This window comes from Bifidobacterium sp. ESL0732 (assembly GCF_029395535.1).
Taxonomy (GTDB): Bacteria; Actinomycetota; Actinomycetes; order Actinomycetales; family Bifidobacteriaceae; genus Bifidobacterium.
Genome location: NZ_CP113920.1, coordinates 2,022,642 through 2,040,180 on the forward strand (window position 1 = coordinate 2,022,642; position 17,539 = coordinate 2,040,180).

At 53.9% G+C, this 17,539-nt stretch carries 16 protein-coding genes; 8 read left to right on the forward strand and 8 right to left on the reverse strand.

The genetic code is table 11. From position 1 onward, the window contains the following. The first annotated feature begins 55 nt into the window (after positions 1 to 55). The 5 genes from cysS to OZX70_RS07750 all read left to right on the forward strand — a co-directional run bounded on the left by cysS (position 56) and on the right by OZX70_RS07750 (position 7,719). Positions 56 to 1,972: a cysteine--tRNA ligase gene (gene cysS, locus OZX70_RS07730; protein ID WP_277182174.1), complete on the forward strand. Its 1,917-nt coding sequence runs from the start codon at positions 56 to 58 to the stop codon at positions 1,970 to 1,972. Between the two features lie 317 nt (positions 1,973 to 2,289). Further along, positions 2,290 to 4,344 carry a BspA family leucine-rich repeat surface protein gene (locus OZX70_RS07735; protein WP_277180469.1) on the forward strand — a complete coding sequence of 685 codons (2,055 nt, stop codon included), beginning with the start codon at positions 2,290 to 2,292 and terminating at the stop codon, positions 4,342 to 4,344. A gap of 122 nt (positions 4,345 to 4,466) precedes the next feature. Then, a complete protein-coding gene (ffh, locus tag OZX70_RS07740; protein WP_277180471.1) occupies positions 4,467 to 6,128 on the forward strand; it encodes a signal recognition particle protein in 1,662 nt (553 codons plus the stop codon). A gap of 28 nt (positions 6,129 to 6,156) precedes the next feature. Continuing rightward, positions 6,157 to 7,185, forward strand: a complete 1,029-nt coding sequence (locus tag OZX70_RS07745; RefSeq protein WP_277180473.1) for an endonuclease/exonuclease/phosphatase family protein — start codon at positions 6,157 to 6,159, stop codon at positions 7,183 to 7,185. Positions 7,186 to 7,488: 303 nt separating this feature from the next. Then, the gene (locus tag OZX70_RS07750; RefSeq protein WP_277180475.1) at positions 7,489 to 7,719 is read left to right on the forward strand and encodes a DUF1778 domain-containing protein; all 231 of its coding nucleotides are present in this window, start codon (positions 7,489 to 7,491) and stop codon (positions 7,717 to 7,719) included. A 190-nt stretch (positions 7,720 to 7,909) separates the two neighbouring features. Here the strand turns inward: OZX70_RS07750 and OZX70_RS07755 are convergent, their stop codons facing one another. From OZX70_RS07755 to OZX70_RS07785, 7 genes are all read right to left on the reverse strand, one after another. Next, complete coding sequence (locus OZX70_RS07755) at positions 7,910 to 8,911, reverse strand: LacI family DNA-binding transcriptional regulator (protein WP_277180477.1); 1,002 nt, start codon at positions 8,909 to 8,911, stop codon at positions 7,910 to 7,912. Positions 8,912 to 9,109: 198 nt separating this feature from the next. Continuing rightward, positions 9,110 to 10,129, reverse strand: a complete 1,020-nt coding sequence (locus OZX70_RS07760) for a DUF4432 family protein (protein WP_277180479.1) — start codon at positions 10,127 to 10,129, stop codon at positions 9,110 to 9,112. 2 nt (positions 10,130 to 10,131) lie between these two features. Next, positions 10,132 to 11,157, reverse strand: coding sequence for an ABC transporter permease (locus OZX70_RS07765; protein WP_277180481.1), 1,026 nt, complete (start codon positions 11,155 to 11,157; stop codon positions 10,132 to 10,134). A 4-nt stretch (positions 11,158 to 11,161) separates the two neighbouring features. Next, positions 11,162 to 12,196 (reverse strand): ABC transporter permease, encoded by a 1,035-nt coding sequence (locus OZX70_RS07770; RefSeq protein ID WP_277180483.1) that lies wholly within the window; start codon positions 12,194 to 12,196, stop codon positions 11,162 to 11,164. After that, complete coding sequence (locus tag OZX70_RS07775; RefSeq protein ID WP_277180484.1) at positions 12,193 to 13,704, reverse strand: sugar ABC transporter ATP-binding protein; 1,512 nt, start codon at positions 13,702 to 13,704, stop codon at positions 12,193 to 12,195. Before OZX70_RS07775 ends, OZX70_RS07770 begins: the two co-directional genes overlap by 4 nt. Before the next feature lie 66 nt (positions 13,705 to 13,770). Next, positions 13,771 to 14,796: a substrate-binding domain-containing protein gene (locus tag OZX70_RS07780; protein WP_277180487.1), complete on the reverse strand. Its 1,026-nt coding sequence runs from the start codon at positions 14,794 to 14,796 to the stop codon at positions 13,771 to 13,773. Positions 14,797 to 14,817: 21 nt separating this feature from the next. Further along, positions 14,818 to 15,570, reverse strand: coding sequence for a hypothetical protein (locus OZX70_RS07785; RefSeq protein WP_277180489.1), 753 nt, complete (start codon positions 15,568 to 15,570; stop codon positions 14,818 to 14,820). 277 nt (positions 15,571 to 15,847) lie between these two features. On the opposite strand from OZX70_RS07785, the gene OZX70_RS07790 reads away from it, so the two are divergent. Further along, positions 15,848 to 16,117 (forward strand): DUF1778 domain-containing protein, encoded by a 270-nt coding sequence (locus OZX70_RS07790; protein WP_277180491.1) that lies wholly within the window; start codon positions 15,848 to 15,850, stop codon positions 16,115 to 16,117. 317 nt (positions 16,118 to 16,434) lie between these two features. Here OZX70_RS07790 and OZX70_RS07795 read toward each other — a convergent pair whose 3' ends face one another. Continuing rightward, a complete protein-coding gene (locus OZX70_RS07795) occupies positions 16,435 to 16,560 on the reverse strand; it encodes a hypothetical protein (protein WP_277180493.1) in 126 nt (41 codons plus the stop codon). Positions 16,561 to 16,796: 236 nt separating this feature from the next. On the opposite strand from OZX70_RS07795, the gene rpsP reads away from it, so the two are divergent. Then, a complete protein-coding gene (rpsP, locus tag OZX70_RS07800; RefSeq protein WP_277180495.1) occupies positions 16,797 to 17,300 on the forward strand; it encodes a 30S ribosomal protein S16 in 504 nt (167 codons plus the stop codon). 2 nt (positions 17,301 to 17,302) lie between these two features. After that, entirely contained in the window at positions 17,303 to 17,536 is a 234-nt protein-coding gene (locus tag OZX70_RS07805) for an RNA-binding protein (RefSeq protein ID WP_277180498.1), read from the forward strand. The last annotated feature ends 3 nt before the right edge of the window (positions 17,537 to 17,539 follow it).

The window sequence follows — 17,539 nt, forward strand, 5'->3', positions numbered from 1 at the left end:
CAGGCGAACGCCGGTTTCGTTTTTTTGTCGGTAAAAGCCAATATTCTTGATAATTATGGAAAACGCCACGAAACCGCAGAATTCCAACCTTTCTGAATCTAAGCAGTCGAAAGCACTCTCACAGGCCGCAACTGACCTGAAACTTTATAACACGGCCACGCACGAAGTGTCCGCGTTCACCTCGATCGTGCCCGGCAAGGTTGGCATCTACGTCTGCGGCGCGACGGTGCAGAGCTCGCCGCATATCGGCCATATCCGCGCCGCGGTCGCCTTCGACATCGTGCGCCGTTGGCTTCAAAAGCTCGGTTACGATGTTACGTTCATCCGCAACGTCACCGATATCGACGACAAGATTTTGGACAAAGCCGCGGCCGCCGGCCAGCAGTGGTGGGCACGCGCCTATTATTACGAACGCGAATTCACGCGTGCCTACGACACGCTCGGCGTGTTGCCCCCGACCTACGAGCCCCGAGCCACCGGCCATATCGGCGACATGGTCGACCTTATCCAACGCTTGATCGACCGCGGCCACGCCTACGTCATCACCGACGAAAACGGCAAACCCACCGGCAACGTGTTCTTCGACGTGGCCAGCTGGCCGCACTATGGCGAGCTTACCCATCAGAAACAGAGCGCCGACGAAACACATGACGCGGCCAGCGCCGTCACCGACAGCATGGGTCCCAGCGTCGACCAGTCCGGCGACGACAAATACAATCCCGTCGATCCTGCCGATTACGACCCGGCCAAGCACGATCCCCGCGATTTCGCGCTGTGGAAGGCCTCGAAGGAAAGCGATCCCGAAACCGCGCGCTGGAACACCCCGTTCGGCACCGGACGCCCGGGCTGGCATATCGAATGCTCCGCGATGAGCCACCGTTATCTCGACGGCATGTTCGACATCCACGGCGGCGGCCTAGACCTGCGCTTCCCCCACCATGAAAACGAGATGGCGCAGACGCGCGCGGCCGGTTACGAATCCGCCAACGTCTGGATGCACTCGGCGTGGGTCACGGCCAAGGGCGAGAAGATGTCGAAGTCATTGGGCAACGGACTTTCCGTACCGAGCGTCCTTGCCCAGAACTCGGCTTGGGTGGTGCGTTACGCCTTGGGCGGTGTGCAATACCGTTCCATGCTCGAGTGGAGCGATCAGACACTCGCCGAGGCCAACGCGGCCTACAAACGCATCATGAACTTCATTGAACGAGCCGGCAAAACGCTGCTGCCATACTTCAGTGATGCCAACCAAACCGATGCGCCTCGTGGCAGCGAGACCAAAGGCTCCAATGGCACCGTCTGGCTCGGCAATGGCCAGCCCAGCAGGGATTCCGTCGTTGCTGTCACCGCCGACCAGCTACCGGAAGATTTCGTCAAGGCGATGAACGATGACATCAACGTCGCCGGGGCCACCGCAGCGATTTTCACCGCCATCCGCCACGGCAACACGCTGATCGGCCAATCCGAAAGCAACCAGAAGGCATTTGGCGATCTAAGAACCGAAAACCTTGCGAAGCTGATCGATGAGTATCGTTCCACTTTCGATGAAGTCAGCGCAAAATACGGCGATATGCCTGCCGAAGCCATCGAACAGGACGCCAAGGCGCGATTCGCACTGGGCCACAGCAATCTAGGTTCCGACGCCATCGATGCACTTGCCGTCGTCATCGGATTGCAGAAGACGTTGCTTACCGTGCGCGCGATGCTCGACACACTTGGTCTTGATCCGCTCGCCGAGCCGTGGTCTGCGGGAGCGGGCGCAAACGGTACCGGTTCACAAAGCGCATGCGGCAAGGCCGACATGCAAGCCGAGCATCGTCTGCTTGACCAACTCATTCGGCATCAGCTTGACGCACGTAACACCGCCCGAAAAGCCAAGAATTTCGAAGTGGCCGACAAGATACGCGACAGTTTGTCTTCGCAGGGCGTCACCATTGAAGACAAACCAAACGGCTCCACCTGGTCACTGAAGTAATTGCCGGAAAGCAATGTAAAAGCGTCATTTGCCTTCGCATTCAGGGAAATCAGCTTTTTTAAATTGTTAAATCTTGACATAAAATAAGCTTAAAACGTAATTCTTGAATAACCCCTAAGTAATTCCATATATTCCGCGGTGTTAGCTTTGGAAAAAATCGTTTTGCAAGACAACGTCAGAATTTTTACCCCCAAAGCTAAGGTATGATTGATTGGCTGATGTGATACAGTTGTATGTAATAGAACATGTTGCCATTGTGAGAATGGTTGCCGAGGGAAACCACACAAGACGACATGCATCCAGAAAGAGACAATAAAATGCGTAAGAACTTTAAAGTAGCATTAGGAATGGCGATTGCCGCAGCAATGCTGAGTGTTCCTGTCCTTTCGCAAGCTGCAGATTCACAGCAAACGCCGAATGAACAGAACAACGTTGCGGCTACGCCGACCATAACAGATAATACCACTGCGCCAAGCACACAGGACAATACCCCTACACAGACTTCTTTACCTGCGCCGAGCACGCAGATCGGGAGTGACTGCACCGACGCAACCGGTGCGATGAGCCATGGCAAGTGGACGGTGGGGCCCAGCGCCGATTACAACGGCGAGTGCACGCTCACCTTCACGGCCACCGACCCGAACGTCGAGAACGACTTCGACAGCTTCAAGTCCGACAGCCCTGACTCCCCCTACGCACACATTTATACTCGCACTCCGCAGTTCCAGCGCGTCAAGCACATCGTCTTCGACGGTGTGAACAAGACGAAGCTTCCGGAGAACTCGAGATTCTTGTTCGGCGACTGGAACTGGGGCGATGGTGCTTGGACGCCAGGGAGCTCATTGGTATCGTTCAAGAGCAACAACCTCGTCGACACCAGCGAAGTAAAGAATGCAGAAGGGCTGTTCCAGGCCGATCACGACCTCAACGATCTGGATCTGAGCGGCTGGGACACCAGCAACCTGCAAGTCATGCGGTCGATGTTCGACAACACCTCGATGAAGTCGCTCGACCTGAGCGGCCTGGACGTCAGCAACGTCACCGATATGAATCATCTGTTCTACAACCTCGACACCATAGAATCGCTGGACCTGAGCGGCTGGGACACCAGCAAGGTCACGGACACGTATGAGATGTTCTTCGGCACGCACATCCACACACTCACCCTTGGACCCAAGACCAAGCTCGACCTCATTGAAAACCAGTGGGGCGGCAATCCCACCAAAGTGACTAAGCTGTCGGACGTCACTACAGGTGTAACCGAAGCAACCGGCGACACATCCACGATTACAACGTGGAATCTGCGCAACAAAATACTCGGCGCCTTCGGTCAAGATTCCCGTGACCGCGCCGGCACCTACACCGTGGGTGCGGTGACGAACCGCACCTTCACCCTCAATGCGAATCTACCGAAAGGATACACGGCCGACGCCGCAGCGGAAGGCTTCACTGCTGATGCTGCCGGCAACTTGACGCGGATCTACCCCATGACCAACGCACAGGGTGTGCCGATGCCGACATACGACGCCAACGGCAATATGACCAACCACGACATCTCGCACAACATTATGTCTAGCAATCCCACGGTTCCTGCCGATCCGTTCACACTGAACGCCGTGGGTACTCCCTCGGATACCTACACGTTCCAAGGCTGGAGCGAAAGTCCTGCGGCTACCACCGCCACGGTGAACAGCGGCGATACCGTCAATCTGCTGGACGGCGACGTCACGCTTTACGCCGTGTGGCAGAAAGTGCCGAAGCCCGCGCCGGTAGTACCGCCAACTGCTCCTATCGAGCCGACCCAACCTACCGAGCCCACAAAGCCGAGCAAGCCGGCGCCTAGCGACGGTGAGCAAACTCCGTCCGAGTCCAAGCCTGGAAAGAACGACAAGACTCCTTCCAAGAGCCCAGCCGCTGCCACTCCGGAGCAGCCTACCAATACAGTGAGTCCCAACGCTCCGGCAATCCCGGTTGTCACTTCGCCGGTTTCCTTGCCTATGGCCCAAGCCAATGCGCCAGCCACTGGCACCCAGCGTGCTGCTGGCCCTCAGGCTGCGACTCAACAAGCCGCACCCGACCAGAACACAGACTCCGCTCCGAACGTCATCGGAGGAAAGAACGACCAGAAGCAACGTGCATGCGCAGCTGCCTATCTGCAGAACGGACTGGTTTCACCTGCCGCATACGTCCAGTGCAGCTCGGAAGGCCTTGCAAATGCAACAGCAACTGTGTCTCCTACTGCCGCACGAAGCAATCCGGCGATTATCATAGCAATGCTGGCGATGTTGATTGCTTTGGCGATGTTTGCAGGCATCTTCATGCGTCAGAACAGTTTGCTCATCGCTCGTCACCACGAGGATGTGCAGCGCTAAAACAGCTGCCTGCCTGAAAGACAGCGATATATAAAGGTATAAAAGGAATCTTCCTAGCAACCGAACAGCTGCTGGGGAGATTCCTTTATTTCTCCCTACGAACCGGTAGAATGGGGCTCATTATGGCAGCATTCAGTTCTTTGACAGACAGGCTCTCGGGCGCGTTCAAGCATCTGCGGAGCAAAGGCAAACTCACCGAAGCGGATATCGACGGTACCATCCGCGAGATTCGTCGCGCCCTGCTGGACGCCGATGTGGCGCTCGACGTGGTGCGTTCCTTCACCTCTCGCATCCGTGAGCGCGCGCTCGGCGAAGAGGTCTCCAAGGCCCTGAACCCGGCGCAGCAGGTGGTGAAGATTGTCAACGAGGAATTGACGTCGATCCTCGGCGCCGGCGTCGACCGCCCGCTGAACTTCGCGAAGAACCCGCCCACCATCATCATGCTCGCAGGTCTGCAAGGCGCCGGCAAGACGACCCTGGCGGGCAAGCTCGGCTATTGGCTTAAGGATTCGGGCCACACCCCGCTTTTGGTCGCGGCCGATCTGCAGCGTCCGAACGCGGTCACCCAGCTGCAAGTGGTCGGCGAGCGCGCCGACGTGCCGGTCTACGCTCCCGAGAAGGGCGTCCAGTCCGACGGCGGCGAGACCGTCGCAGCTCCCGGACAGACCTCCGGCGACCCGGTAAAGGTGGCACGTGACTCGATTGCGTACGCCAAAGACAAGCTCTACGACACGGTCATCATCGATACCGCAGGCCGCTTGGGTGTCGACGAGGAGCTGATGGCCCAGGCCCGCGATATTCGCGACGCCGTCAATCCCAACGAGATCCTCTTCGTCATCGACGCGATGATCGGCCAGGATGCGGTGCAGACCGCCGAGGCCTTCAACAAGGGTGTGGACTTTACCGGCGTGGTGCTCTCCAAGCTCGACGGCGACGCACGAGGCGGCGCGGCGCTTTCCGTCGCGACGGTCACCGGCAAGCCGATTCTCTTCGTCTCCAACGGCGAGGGCCTGAAGGACTTCGAGGTCTTCCACCCGGACCGCATGGCCTCCCGCATCCTCGATATGGGCGACATCCTCACCTTGATCGAGCAGGCGCAGAAGGAGTTCGACGAGCAGCAAGCCATGGAGTCCGCCCAAAAGATGGCGAAAGGCACCTATGGTTTGGATGATTTCATGGAGCAGCTCGAACAGGTGCGCAAGCTTGGCTCGATGAAAAGCCTGTTGGGAATGATTCCCGGCATGGCTGCACACCGCAAGGAGCTCGAAGCCCTTGACGAGCACGAGATCGACCGCACCGAAGCCATCATCCATTCGATGACACCGGAAGAGCGTCGTGACCCCTCCATCATCGACGGCTCCCGTCGCGCCCGCATCGCCTACGGTTCCGGCAACACGGTTTCATCCGTCAATGGGTTGCTGCAACGTTTCGAGCAGGCAGCGAAGATGATGAAGCGCATGACCAACAAGGTCGGCGGCGGCATCCCCGGCATGGGTGGCCCGGCCATGGGTGGCGGCTACGGCGGCAAAAAGGGCAAGAAAGGCAAGAAGAAAGGCAAGTCCAAGTCAGGCAACCCGATGAAGCGCGAAGCCGAAGAAAAAGCGTTGCGTCAAAAACTTGCCGGCAAAAAGAACTCCGGCGGCTCGGCCTTCGCCAAGAAGCCACAGAACCCTGCCCTTCCAGCAGGTTTGCAAGAAGCCATGGATGCGGCCGGCACTGACGAGAACGGCACGCCGAACCTTCCGCCGAACTTCGGCGGTGGCCTTTCCGGCTTGCTCGGCTGAACCTCAACAGCGGTCTAGAAAGTAATCCATGGCAATCACGCTCTCCATTTTGCTGGGCCTTATCGCCTTGTGGTGGGCACTGCGTTTCCTGCCGGCGGGCGCAGACGGGCATGGTCTCATGCCATATCTCATCGCGTTCGTCCGTTTTCTATGGATACCGTCAATAATTATTTTGGCGGTGGCGCTTATATCCCGCCATTGGATTGTCGCTGTCATCGCGGCGATATTGACCATACTTACCGGCGTATTCGCCTCACCTTGGTACCGAAAATTACACCATACCTCGGCCAGGCAAAACCCGGCAAGACAAGCGTCGCAAGACAAGAAAATCCAAAATACTGATATTCCCTATACTGTAATGACCCTGAATTGCCGTTATGGCCATGCCGACCCACAAGCCATCATCGACGCCGTACGCAATAATGACGTTTCCATATTGGCTTTACAGGAACTCACTCCGGAACTCGTCGCAGCTATCGATAATGCAGGAATGAACGAGTCGCTCCCCTACCGCCAGTTCGGCAAATCGAAGGAAAGCGACAACGGCGGCTTCAACGCCATCTTCTCGCGCACCGAACCCGATGCACAAGCCGGCAACGCCATCGACATCGCCGCAGCCGACGTGCCGTACTGCGAAATCAACGGGGTAGCCGTTTACAGCGTTCATCCCAAATCCCCGATGCGCGGCTGCAAGGAATGGTCTCAAGGCATCAGAAAACTAGCCGAACTCATGCCTAAGAGCGGTTCCGCCATTCCGCAGACCGCTTCTTCCGCCTCATCGTCAGAAAAAGCTGCACACGAGACCATCATCATGGGCGATCTCAATTCCAACCTCGACCACCCCAGCTTCCGCAAGCTGTCCAACGCTGGATTTGAGGACGCAGGCCTCACCTCCTCACATACCCGCTCCGCAAGTTTTCCGCAATGGCTGGTTTGGCCGCGCCTGGAACTCGACCATATTCTGGTAACTCCCGGTCTCGCAACGTCGAACGTACACACTTTGGCCATCCCCGGGAGCGACCATTTCGCGTTGCTCGCCCAGCTGCGTCATCTATAGTCCCCGACTACGCCATATACAGACAGCACGGATTTGCTATCAGCAAAACAAGAAAATCTGTCGAGAATATCAGCATTGACTTTTCCTTGTAACCATCCGTCGAAAAACCCAAGCGATATATGGCTTTTCGGTACGAACATCAGATCATCGCATCTTCTCGAAATGACTACAATTAGACAAAATATATCTGTCTATTGACTTTCCTGAAGAATGTCCATATGCTGTCCATTTGGTTGCTATGTAGACGACTTGAACCGATACTAAAAGTACAAATTCAATGTCGAATGCAAAGAAGGACATATTATGAACGACACACAAAATGCAGACATTCAATTCAATATCTCCATCAGCAAAGACCAGCTCGCACTTATGAAGCGCGCTGCGGCACTTGAGGAGAGGCCAGTGAAGGACTGGGCGGCGGACAAGCTGTATGAGGCCGCCAGCGAGGGCATCGATCAAGAAGTGACGCTTCAGGAGGTCAACGAGGAATTCGACAAGATTCTCGCGACTTTCGAAGCCCCTGCAAACGTCTGATACGAGAAATATTCCATCCAGCCAATAACGGATGGGACTCGGCAAAAACGATGAAAAATGCTAGCAGTAAGCAATGCGTGAGGTGGGATTGAGCATCAACTCGGTCCCACCTCACGCATTAATATACCTCTCCAAACGGAGACGGATAACATGACAAGAAAGCGGTAAGCTTGTCAGCTGATACAGCGTCTCACGAGCTTACCGGACCTGTCGAGTTTCTGACAATCAACGACACCGGCCATTCTTTCTTCCTCACTTCTTCCGCATGATCGCCAATAAGCAATCGCGCCGCGCTTTCCCCTAATTCATATGAAGGCTGCCGGACAGTCGTCAGACTAGGATTTAAAGCCTCAGCAAATTCAACGTCATCGTATCCCACTATCGAAAGATCCTCAGGAATACGTCTACCGGTTTTCTTCACTTCCAGAATCGCGCCTAACGCAAGCATATCGTTGGAACAAATCAAAGCAGTCACCCCAGGACAACGGCGCAAAATGGTCTCTGCACCCTTTTCGCCCTCTACGACGGTCAAATCTTCAACGGTTGCGGTCTTTAAAGAATCCTTCGCAGATAATCCCATTTCATGCAAAGCCTTCAAGACGCCTCTGCGTCTGGCCGCACACCAGGAAACACCTACCTTGCCGTTGATGAAGCCGAAATGCCGGTGCCCCAAACCAATCAGATATTTAGTCGCCAAGTACATGCCCTCTTCGCCGTTATTACCAACGTAGGGCACCACGGGAGACTTTCCAATTGAGACGATTCCGAACCTACTACGGAAGGTTTGAAGCTCATCTGCAAAAATATTGATGGGTGCAACGATAAGGCCATCGACGCCGTAACTCATAAGATTGTCAAAAGCCTCGATCTGCCTTTTATTGTCCTGATGACTCGAACTGACAATCATTCCCAACCCTGCGGAGTCACAGACATTTTCCACACCTCGGATGACGGAAGCCCAATACAGGTTTCCGATATCAGGCACCATCACACCCACAAGACCAGATTTTTGCCCCCTCAATTGTCCCGCAGCTTTTGAAGGAATATAATTCAAAAGCTTCATTGTCTGAAATACTTTGGCTCGATTCTGAGGACTTACCTGATCAGGATGATTCATCACATTGGAAACAGTACCCAGCGAGACACCGGCATTGCGAGCTACATCACGAATACCTACCTTATCGACCTTCATCTTCACGCTTTCTCACATATTCCGTAGTTTCAAAGCAATTCACAGATCACACGCCCAGCCAGACAATTCATTTACCGTACATAGACATGGCATGAAGCGAATCTCCATAACTTACCTTTAAATCAACACAGTTGCGTGGCTATGCCAATAAACTCATCAGAGAGCTGGCATAGCCACGCGAAATAGAACATTATCAGATTATAATTCCATGTATATCTCTGTATGATAATGTCTAATACTGCCAGGTTCCAACCATATTACCTCACCATCTCGTTCTGCCTGCCATCTGCCTCCATCTTTTGAAGTCGAAGGCTCAATCGCAAACACATTGACTCCCGGGGAAGCGTCTCGCCATAGAACCAGCATCGGCCAACTGTCGACATCCTGCACCACGGTAAGCGATTGGTCAAGCGGGGATGTCACGGTTGTCTTACACTGATCCGGTTGAGTCGGATTGCAGTAATACACTTCTTCATCCTGCGGAGCATCGCAAGCACCCAACGTCCAAGGCAATGAACGCCCATTCACGCCGTCATCACCGCGGTGACCGCAGATAACGGATTGTGAAGTCACCACGGACCCCGGTTGGATGATCGGATAACCCAAAGTGATATGATGCCTCATCATATGCCCGGCAAGCGAAAAGCCGAGATTCTCGACGGTATCCTCCACCACGAGACGAGGGCTTTCAATATCAGCCGAAATGGTCCTGTGAAGCCTTAACGAGGGCGACCCCAGTCCGGCCTCGAGCGCATCACCGTCTATAACGATGCACGTCGAACCAGAGGCGCTGCGATCCAGCTTCCATGTGAGATTATCGACGGGTATATGACCTATGCGGCCATGAAGCCCGTACTTCCTATTCCCCACACTCGAGGCCAAGCCTGTGCTTTCCAATCCGCATGTCGACAACAGGCCACCGGGGAATGTCCTGCACCAACCGTCACCTGTTGGTTCAACAAAACCGGAAGCAATATTGCCGCGTGAGGAGCGCCAACCCAGTGGAATTCCATATGCATCCGCCCAACCGATATCCATGCACCTGTCAGCAAGGACTTCGAAGGATATCCCCTTGGGATTATGCACTTCGAGCACCGGCGAACCGGCACCCGGACCGGATTGACGAGTGAACATTTCCACATTGCACAGCTGGTCGGCCGAAGAGACCAACCTGGAAAGGTCGGCAGGCAACGGGCTTGAGGAATAGCCGAATGTCATTTCTAGTCCTCGCCTCTCACTTCCAACATCGTCAGCTTCCTGTTGCCGAAAGCGATGGCGGCGATAAGAACGACACCGGTGACAACGTACTGAAGGTAGGAAGAAACACCCAGGATGTTCAGGGCGCTGGAGAGCACCGCGAAGAAGATGGAACCGACCAAGGTGCCGGAAATCGATGCCTTGCCGCCTCGCATCGAGGTACCGCCAACCACGACTGCGGCAATCACGGTCATTTCAATGCCCATGGCCATGTTGCCTTCGGTCGAAGAAAGACGGCCGGCGAGGAACACACCAGCAAGCGCGGCACAGATCCCGGAAAAGACGAAAACGATAATCTTGGTCCAGGGAACCGAAATACCGGCCAGACCGGCGGAGACCTCGTTGGAACCGATGGCTCTTGCATTACGTCCTATGTAGGTGTGCTTGACAATGAAGAACGTCAGGGCTAGCAAAAGGATAAACACCACCAATGCGATCGGTATGATTCCAGCGATCTTGGAAGTGGTCAGCGAACGGTAATTGTGGGAGGTGATCGGAACCACCTTGCCTTGGGTCATGATGAAGGCGGTGCCGAGGAAGAGGTACTGCGTACCCAGCGTGGCAATGAACGGTGCGATTTTCACCATACCGACCAGCAAACCGTTGATAAGCCCAAACAGGGCACCGAGGACGAGCGCTACCAGAATGGCCATTTCCACCGTGCTTGTCGGCAGAATCTTGGCCACCATGATGGAGCTGACCGCGATGATACCGGCCAACGAGAGGTCAATCAGTCCGCTCGCTATCAGGATCGTCATGCCGCACGCCGAAATACCGATGTAGGCGGTTTGAAAGAGCACATTGGACATGTTGCCCAAACTCCAGAAACTCGGCTGAACGATACCGACCACGATGCAGAGCACGATCAGCAGTAGGAACAGATAGTAGCGCTTCACGAATGAAAGAAGATTGAAGTTTTTGGTTTCGGAAACTTCATCGTTGAAAGCTACAGCCTTGTTCGTTTCATGTTTTTGTTCTTTTTTGTCCATGATTTCACCTTCCCTTGAACATCCTCGCAACCATGACACGCTGACCGCTGTCAAGGCTCAATGCGAAGACAAGCAGCGCGCCAATCGCTACGTATTGGTAGAACGAGGGAATATTAAGGATATTCAGGCCCGAATTGATTATTGTCAGCAGCAGCGCACCGAGCAACGTTCCGATAACGCGCGGATGGCCGCCGGACATGCTGGTTCCGCCAATCACGACCACCGCGATGGTCTGCAATTCAAGACCGGTGGAAACTGTTGCGTTCACTGTTCCAAGCTGGCTGGCCAGCAGCACTCCCGCGAGACCAGCGGTGAGACCACAGAACAGATAGGCCTTGATGATGGTTCCTTCAACGCTGATGCCGCTGTCTCGTGCGGCGAGCGCGTTGTCGCCGACAGCCACAATGTGTTTGCCGATAGGCGCCTTCTCCAGAATGAACCAAGTGCCGAAACCGACGAGCAACGCAAGGATAAAGGTGACGGGAATATGCACGATGCTCGCTGTGGCGATCTTCTTGAACGATCCCGACATGATTTCTATCGGCAATCCGGCCGTGATAAGCAGGGCCAGACCTCGATAGATATTCATCGTCGACAACGTGGCGATGAAGTCGGTGACACGAAGTTTGACGACAACGAATCCGTTGAAGAAGCCGAGGATACCACCGAAAACAATCGCGCATATGATAGCCAGCACCGGATTCATCTTGTTGACCATCATTGCAGTCACACAGACAACCAATGCCTGCATCGCGCCCACGGAAAGATCGATGCCGAATATGGCGATGACCACTGTCTGCCCAAGTGCCAGAATGGCGAGGATGGACGCATTGATCAGCATGTTGGTGACGTTTGAAGCCGACAGGAACTTCGGCACAAACAGCAATTCAAAGATGATCACGATTGCAAGAGGAATGACAATCCCCGCATTCTGCAAAATCCTGCGAACCTGATCGGCTTTATGGGCACGCTCGGCAGAGCTCTGGCGATTCTCATCGACAAGCGACAAAGCCGCGTCTTGCTGAGTTGACATAGTCATTCCCCTTCCTTGTTCATGGAACCGACCGAAGCCGCAATGATGTTCTCTTCGGTGACGTCCGATCCCTTAAATTCCGCTACTTCCTTGCCAGCGAACAGTACGATGCACCGATTCGCGATAGCTGCGATTTCCGGAGCGTCCGAGCTTGAGACGATAATGCTTACCCCGGAATCAGCAAGTTCCTTGATAAGCTGATAGATCTCGATCTTGGCCCCGACATCAACGCCTCTAGTCGGCTCATTGAGAATCAGGACCGAGCAACCAGTGAGCACAGCCCGGGCGAACAGCACTTTCTGCTGGTTACCTCCGGAAAGGCTGACGATAAGTTCGTTGTCATTCTGAACTTTGATGTTCATTTTGCCTTTGAGCTCATCGAACGAATCCTTTTCCTTTTTCGCAATCGGAAGGAACCGTTCGGCAAAAGGAAGATCCTTCTTGTTCTTGGCGATCATCGAATTTTCGATGACATCAAGATGAGGAATGATTCCTTCGTTCTTTCGGTCTTCCGAAAGCATGAAGATACCTTGCCGGATGGCCTTACGATTGTTGGACAGATTCACCGGCTTGTCATCCACGAGCACGGATCCGGAGAGAATGGGCATCTGGCCGAAAAGCGCTCGGCTGATTTCCGTACGTCCGGAACCGACAAGACCCGCAATGCCGAGAATCTCGCCTTTTCTCACTTCGAAATTAAAGGCCGTCGGGAACCTTCCGATAATCACATCCTTCACCTGAAGACCGATAGGACTCTTATCGGCAGTGGTATCGGTTTTGTTGTATACCTCCGCTTTCCTGCCGAGCATTTGTTCGACGAGGCTTTGCTCATTGGTGTCGGCCACCGGTCCAGAGAAGACAAGCTTCCCATTGCGCAGCACGTCAACGGTGTCGCAAATCTGGAAGACCTCTTCGAGATGGTGGGAGACATAAATGACGGCTTTGCCATCGGCGGCGAGCCTCTTGACGATCCGATGCAACTTCTCGGTTTCGGAATTGTTCAACGCCGCGGTAGGCTCATCCATGATGATGACATCGAACTGAAGCGACAGGGCACGAGCAATTTCGACAAGCTGCTGGTCGCCAATCGTCAACGAAGATACATAACGATCCAGATCCAGATCGAGACCAAGTTCATCCAGCAAGGCCTTCGCCTTTGCATGAGTCGCCTTTTTATCGATGATTCCATGCGAAACAATCTCATGACCCAGATAAATGTTTTCGGCAACGGTCAGTTCACCAACCTGGCGAAACTCCTGGCTGACGACGGCAATGCCGTGATTCTGAGAATCTGAAGAACTCTTGAAGCTCTGTTCCTTGCCTTTAAGAAAAATCTTCCCCGAAACGGGCTGTTCGATTCCTGCAAGCATACGGATTAACGTGCTTTTGCCAGCCCCGTTTTCGCCGACCAGGGCTAGAATCTCTCCAGCCTTTACTGCGATAGATATCCCCTTTAAGGCTTTTACACCAGGATATTCCTGAACCAATTGTTCAGTTTGTAATACGCTATCCATAGATTAACCTTTCTAAGAGATTGCGGGAAATCAAAAGATCTCCCGCAACCCTTTCACGAAAATCACTCACTCTTGAGCTTTTTTAGCTTGGAAAGTGCTGAGATTTTCACTGTCAACCATCGACACGGGGTAAAGAACCGTGCGCTTCTTGGCATCGTTGAACTTGGGATTCTTGCCATCCAACAAGTCCATAGTCAGCTCAACGGCCTTCTTACCCTGAGCGTATGGATCCTGGGCAACGGTGGCGGTCATTCTGCCGTCTTTGATCATGGAGAGAGCCTGGTCGTTGCCGTCAAAGCCCATCAGGACGAACCCATCCTTGCAGGACTTGTGGGCAGCTTCCATGGCGCGCTCGGCGCCCACTGCAGAATTGTCGTTCGCGGCATAGATGACATCCAGATCAGGGTTGGCGGAAAGCATATCCTGCGCGGCCTTGAAGCCGCCATCCACGGAATCCTTGCCATCAAGGCTGGAAACGATCTTGAAGTTATCATGCTTCGACAGCTCTTCCTTGAAGCCATCACGCCTCTGCTCACCTACAACGGAGCCGGCATGCAACTCGACAACGCCGACCTTGTGGGTACCAGGGGTGCTCAGTTTCTTGACCAGATACTCGGCAGCCATCTTGCCACCTGCCTTGTTGTTGGAAAGCAGGTAGGCATCGTAGGAACCGGCAACTCCGATATCCGCCACCACAACGGGGATCTTGGCATCATGTGCGGCATCCACGGTAGACGGAAGCGCATCCGGCTGCACCGGGGTAATGATCAGGCCGGAAATTCCCTGATTGACCAAGTCCAGGCTATTGGAAACCTGCTTGGACTGATCCATCTTCGAATCTAGAACAGAAACCTCGACACCAGCTTCCTTGGCTCCGGCCTTGATGCCCTTCGCCATTGTCTGCCAGTACGGATTAGAAAGATCCTGAGTGGAGTAACCCAACTTCAGCGGTTTTTTCTTTTCGAACTTGACTTTGGAATATCCTGCCTTTGACGACGAGGCCTGTTCATCGCTGCCACTCGTTCCACAACCGGCGAGGGAGCCAGCCAGCAAACCGACAGCTGCGACAAGTGCAAATACTTTCTTATTCATCCCTACAACTCCTTCTCAATCTCATTCTTTGATGTTCTGGGCCAGACGTCCGGTGTTTGCCGATGGAGACAGGAACGTATTGTCATGAAGCCCCTTCCAGGAAGGCATCGGGACAGGGTAATCAGCCTGATCTTCCGTGGGTTCATGGCTATATGTCGAAACTTCGCGTACACAAAGCGGTACCTTGGCATCCGGCGGGCAACGGAAGGTGTGGAGATGCTTTCTCTGCATCACGAACTTCGGATCACCGACCTCAAGGCGCTTGTAGCTGGTCAGCTTCTTGTACGTATCCTCACGGCCCTTGGGCAGTGCAACGTTTTCAGGCCACGGGTCTCCCTTTTCCATCTCGTGGAAGGACATGACTTCTTCGTCGCCGACTTTTACAGGGTCCGGATCATAGAACAGATCCATGCTTCCGAGCATGACTTCGTAGCATTCGGTCTTCCTCTCGTGGAAATGCGGAGGGCAGAACTTTCCAGGATGAACAATCATGATCTTGTCGCACAGACCTGAATATTCGGCATAAGGAGCGCCCTTCACAGGCAGGCCACTCACCGCAGCTTCGTTCAGAGACTGGAAAATAACCATGACTTCATATGGATCATTCGACCAGAGCCCCTTTTCGAACGCTTCATATTGGTCGGCACCATAGACGATACCGGCGCTGTCATTAACCATGTCAGGAGTCATCGGATAATGCAAAGCACGTGCAAGTGCCTCACAATTATGCATCCAATCGTCATACTCCTGACGAGTTATATAATTCCTTGTCATTACTCATTCCTCCTTGAATCAGATTTATCTTCGTAGATAAATGAAACGGTTCATTTTTGAACCGTTTCATTTATAACACACACAAGATTTGTTTGTCAAATTATCTGGATAAATCTTTTATGATTATTGTTTTGATAAAATGAACCATCCAAATCCGTCGAAAGAAATACGGGCAGAATATGGAAACGCTTTTTCCTGTGATCCCTATTTGTCTATTCCATATGGAACTTTTTATCAGCATTTTATATTGTACGTCATTTTGCCGTACAATATATTTATGGCTACCAAAATCAAGAAGACTTCACGGCTCGAGATTCGACTGACCCCAGAGGAACGCCAAATCATCGAACGGGCAGCCACGCTCAAGGGCTCCACCATCACGCAATGGACGGCGCGGCATCTGCTCAATGCAGCGCAAGAGGACATCGAACAGGAAACCCAGCTCAAACTCACCAACGAGGCATTCGATGCCTTCCTCAAAGCCCTTGACGAGCCTATGCCGAAGGAGATGCAAGAACTCCTTTCTAGGGACCCGCAATGGGCGTAGAGAACGAGACACCTCCATCCTCAAGGTTTCAAGCTCCTCGACAACTGGTTGAAACGGATGACACCAGTACGTTTTGCAGCGGTGTGAAGTTGGTTGACGACTGGATTCACACCACGTCACATGTCGCAGTTCAACGAGGAACCGCCGTGCCCTATGTCTCCTGCACTCTTGAAGGAGAAGTCGCGGGCCTCTTCTCTCTCAACGCCTTTTCAATCCCGCACAATCGAGCTCACGGAGAGTGGCTCCGCCGCGACACACCGAGTAACATCCCGGTTATTCTTCTCGGAATTTTCGGAGTGGACAAGCGGTTCCAAGGGCTAGGACTCGGGTGGGGTCTTCTCGAAGATGCAGTACTTCGCGCTCGGCATTTGTCGGCGAATCTCGGAGTCCGAGCGCTCGTCGTTGAGCCATATGACGATAATGCCAGAGGTTTCTATAGTCATTTCGGTTTCCAACCCGTTATCGATACCGAATTCATGTTTGTAAAAATCGTCTAGACCATATATTGCAGCCAACTCGTCGAATCCAACGCCTATCCAGCCGGTGAGCTATAGTTGAAAAGTTATTCACGGGTGCGGGGCCCTCTCAATCCCGTAGGCCGTGAGGAACAGCGCGGCTTCAGGCAAGTATGCCCCACATACGAGCTCGAAACCGCAATGAACCAACAAGGAGAGCCACAATGGCTACCAAGATTCGTCTGAAGCGCATGGGTAAGAAGTTCTATGCCTTCTACCGCATTGTCGTCATGGATTCGCGCAAGAAGCGCGACGGCGAGTCGATCGAGGAGATCGGCCTGTATGATCCAAACCAACAGCCTTCGATGATCAAGATCGATTCCGATCGTGCTCAGTACTGGCTTGGCGTCGGTGCACAGCCGAGCGACCCGGTGCTCAATCTTTTGAAGATCACCGGTGACTGGCAGAAGTTCAAGGGTCTGCCGGGCGCCGAAGGCACGCTCAAGGTCGCCGAGGAAACCCCGGATGCCGCTGCTCGTGTCGAGGCCGCAGAGGCCGACGCTCAGAAGCGCAAGGCCAAGCAGTCCGAAGCCAAGGCGAAAGCCGAAGCCGAGAAGGCTGCGGAAGCCGCCAAGGCCGACGAAGCGAAGGCCGACGAAGCCGGCGCTGAAGAGGCCAAGGCCGACGAGACCGTCGAGGAATCCAAGAAGACCGAGAAGGCTGAGTAATCATGCTCGCACAAGCTGTGGAACATCTCATTTCCAATATCGTCGACTTTCCCGATGATGTTTCGGTGAAGTCCCGCGAAAACGCCCGCGGCGAACTGTTGCGGGTGCGTGTGAACCCTGAAGACATCGGGCGTGTGATCGGTCGTTCCGGCCGCACCGCCAATGCGATTCGTACCGTGGTGCAGGCGTTGTCCGACCACAAGGTGCGCGTCGACATCATGGATGTTCGCAAGTGAATC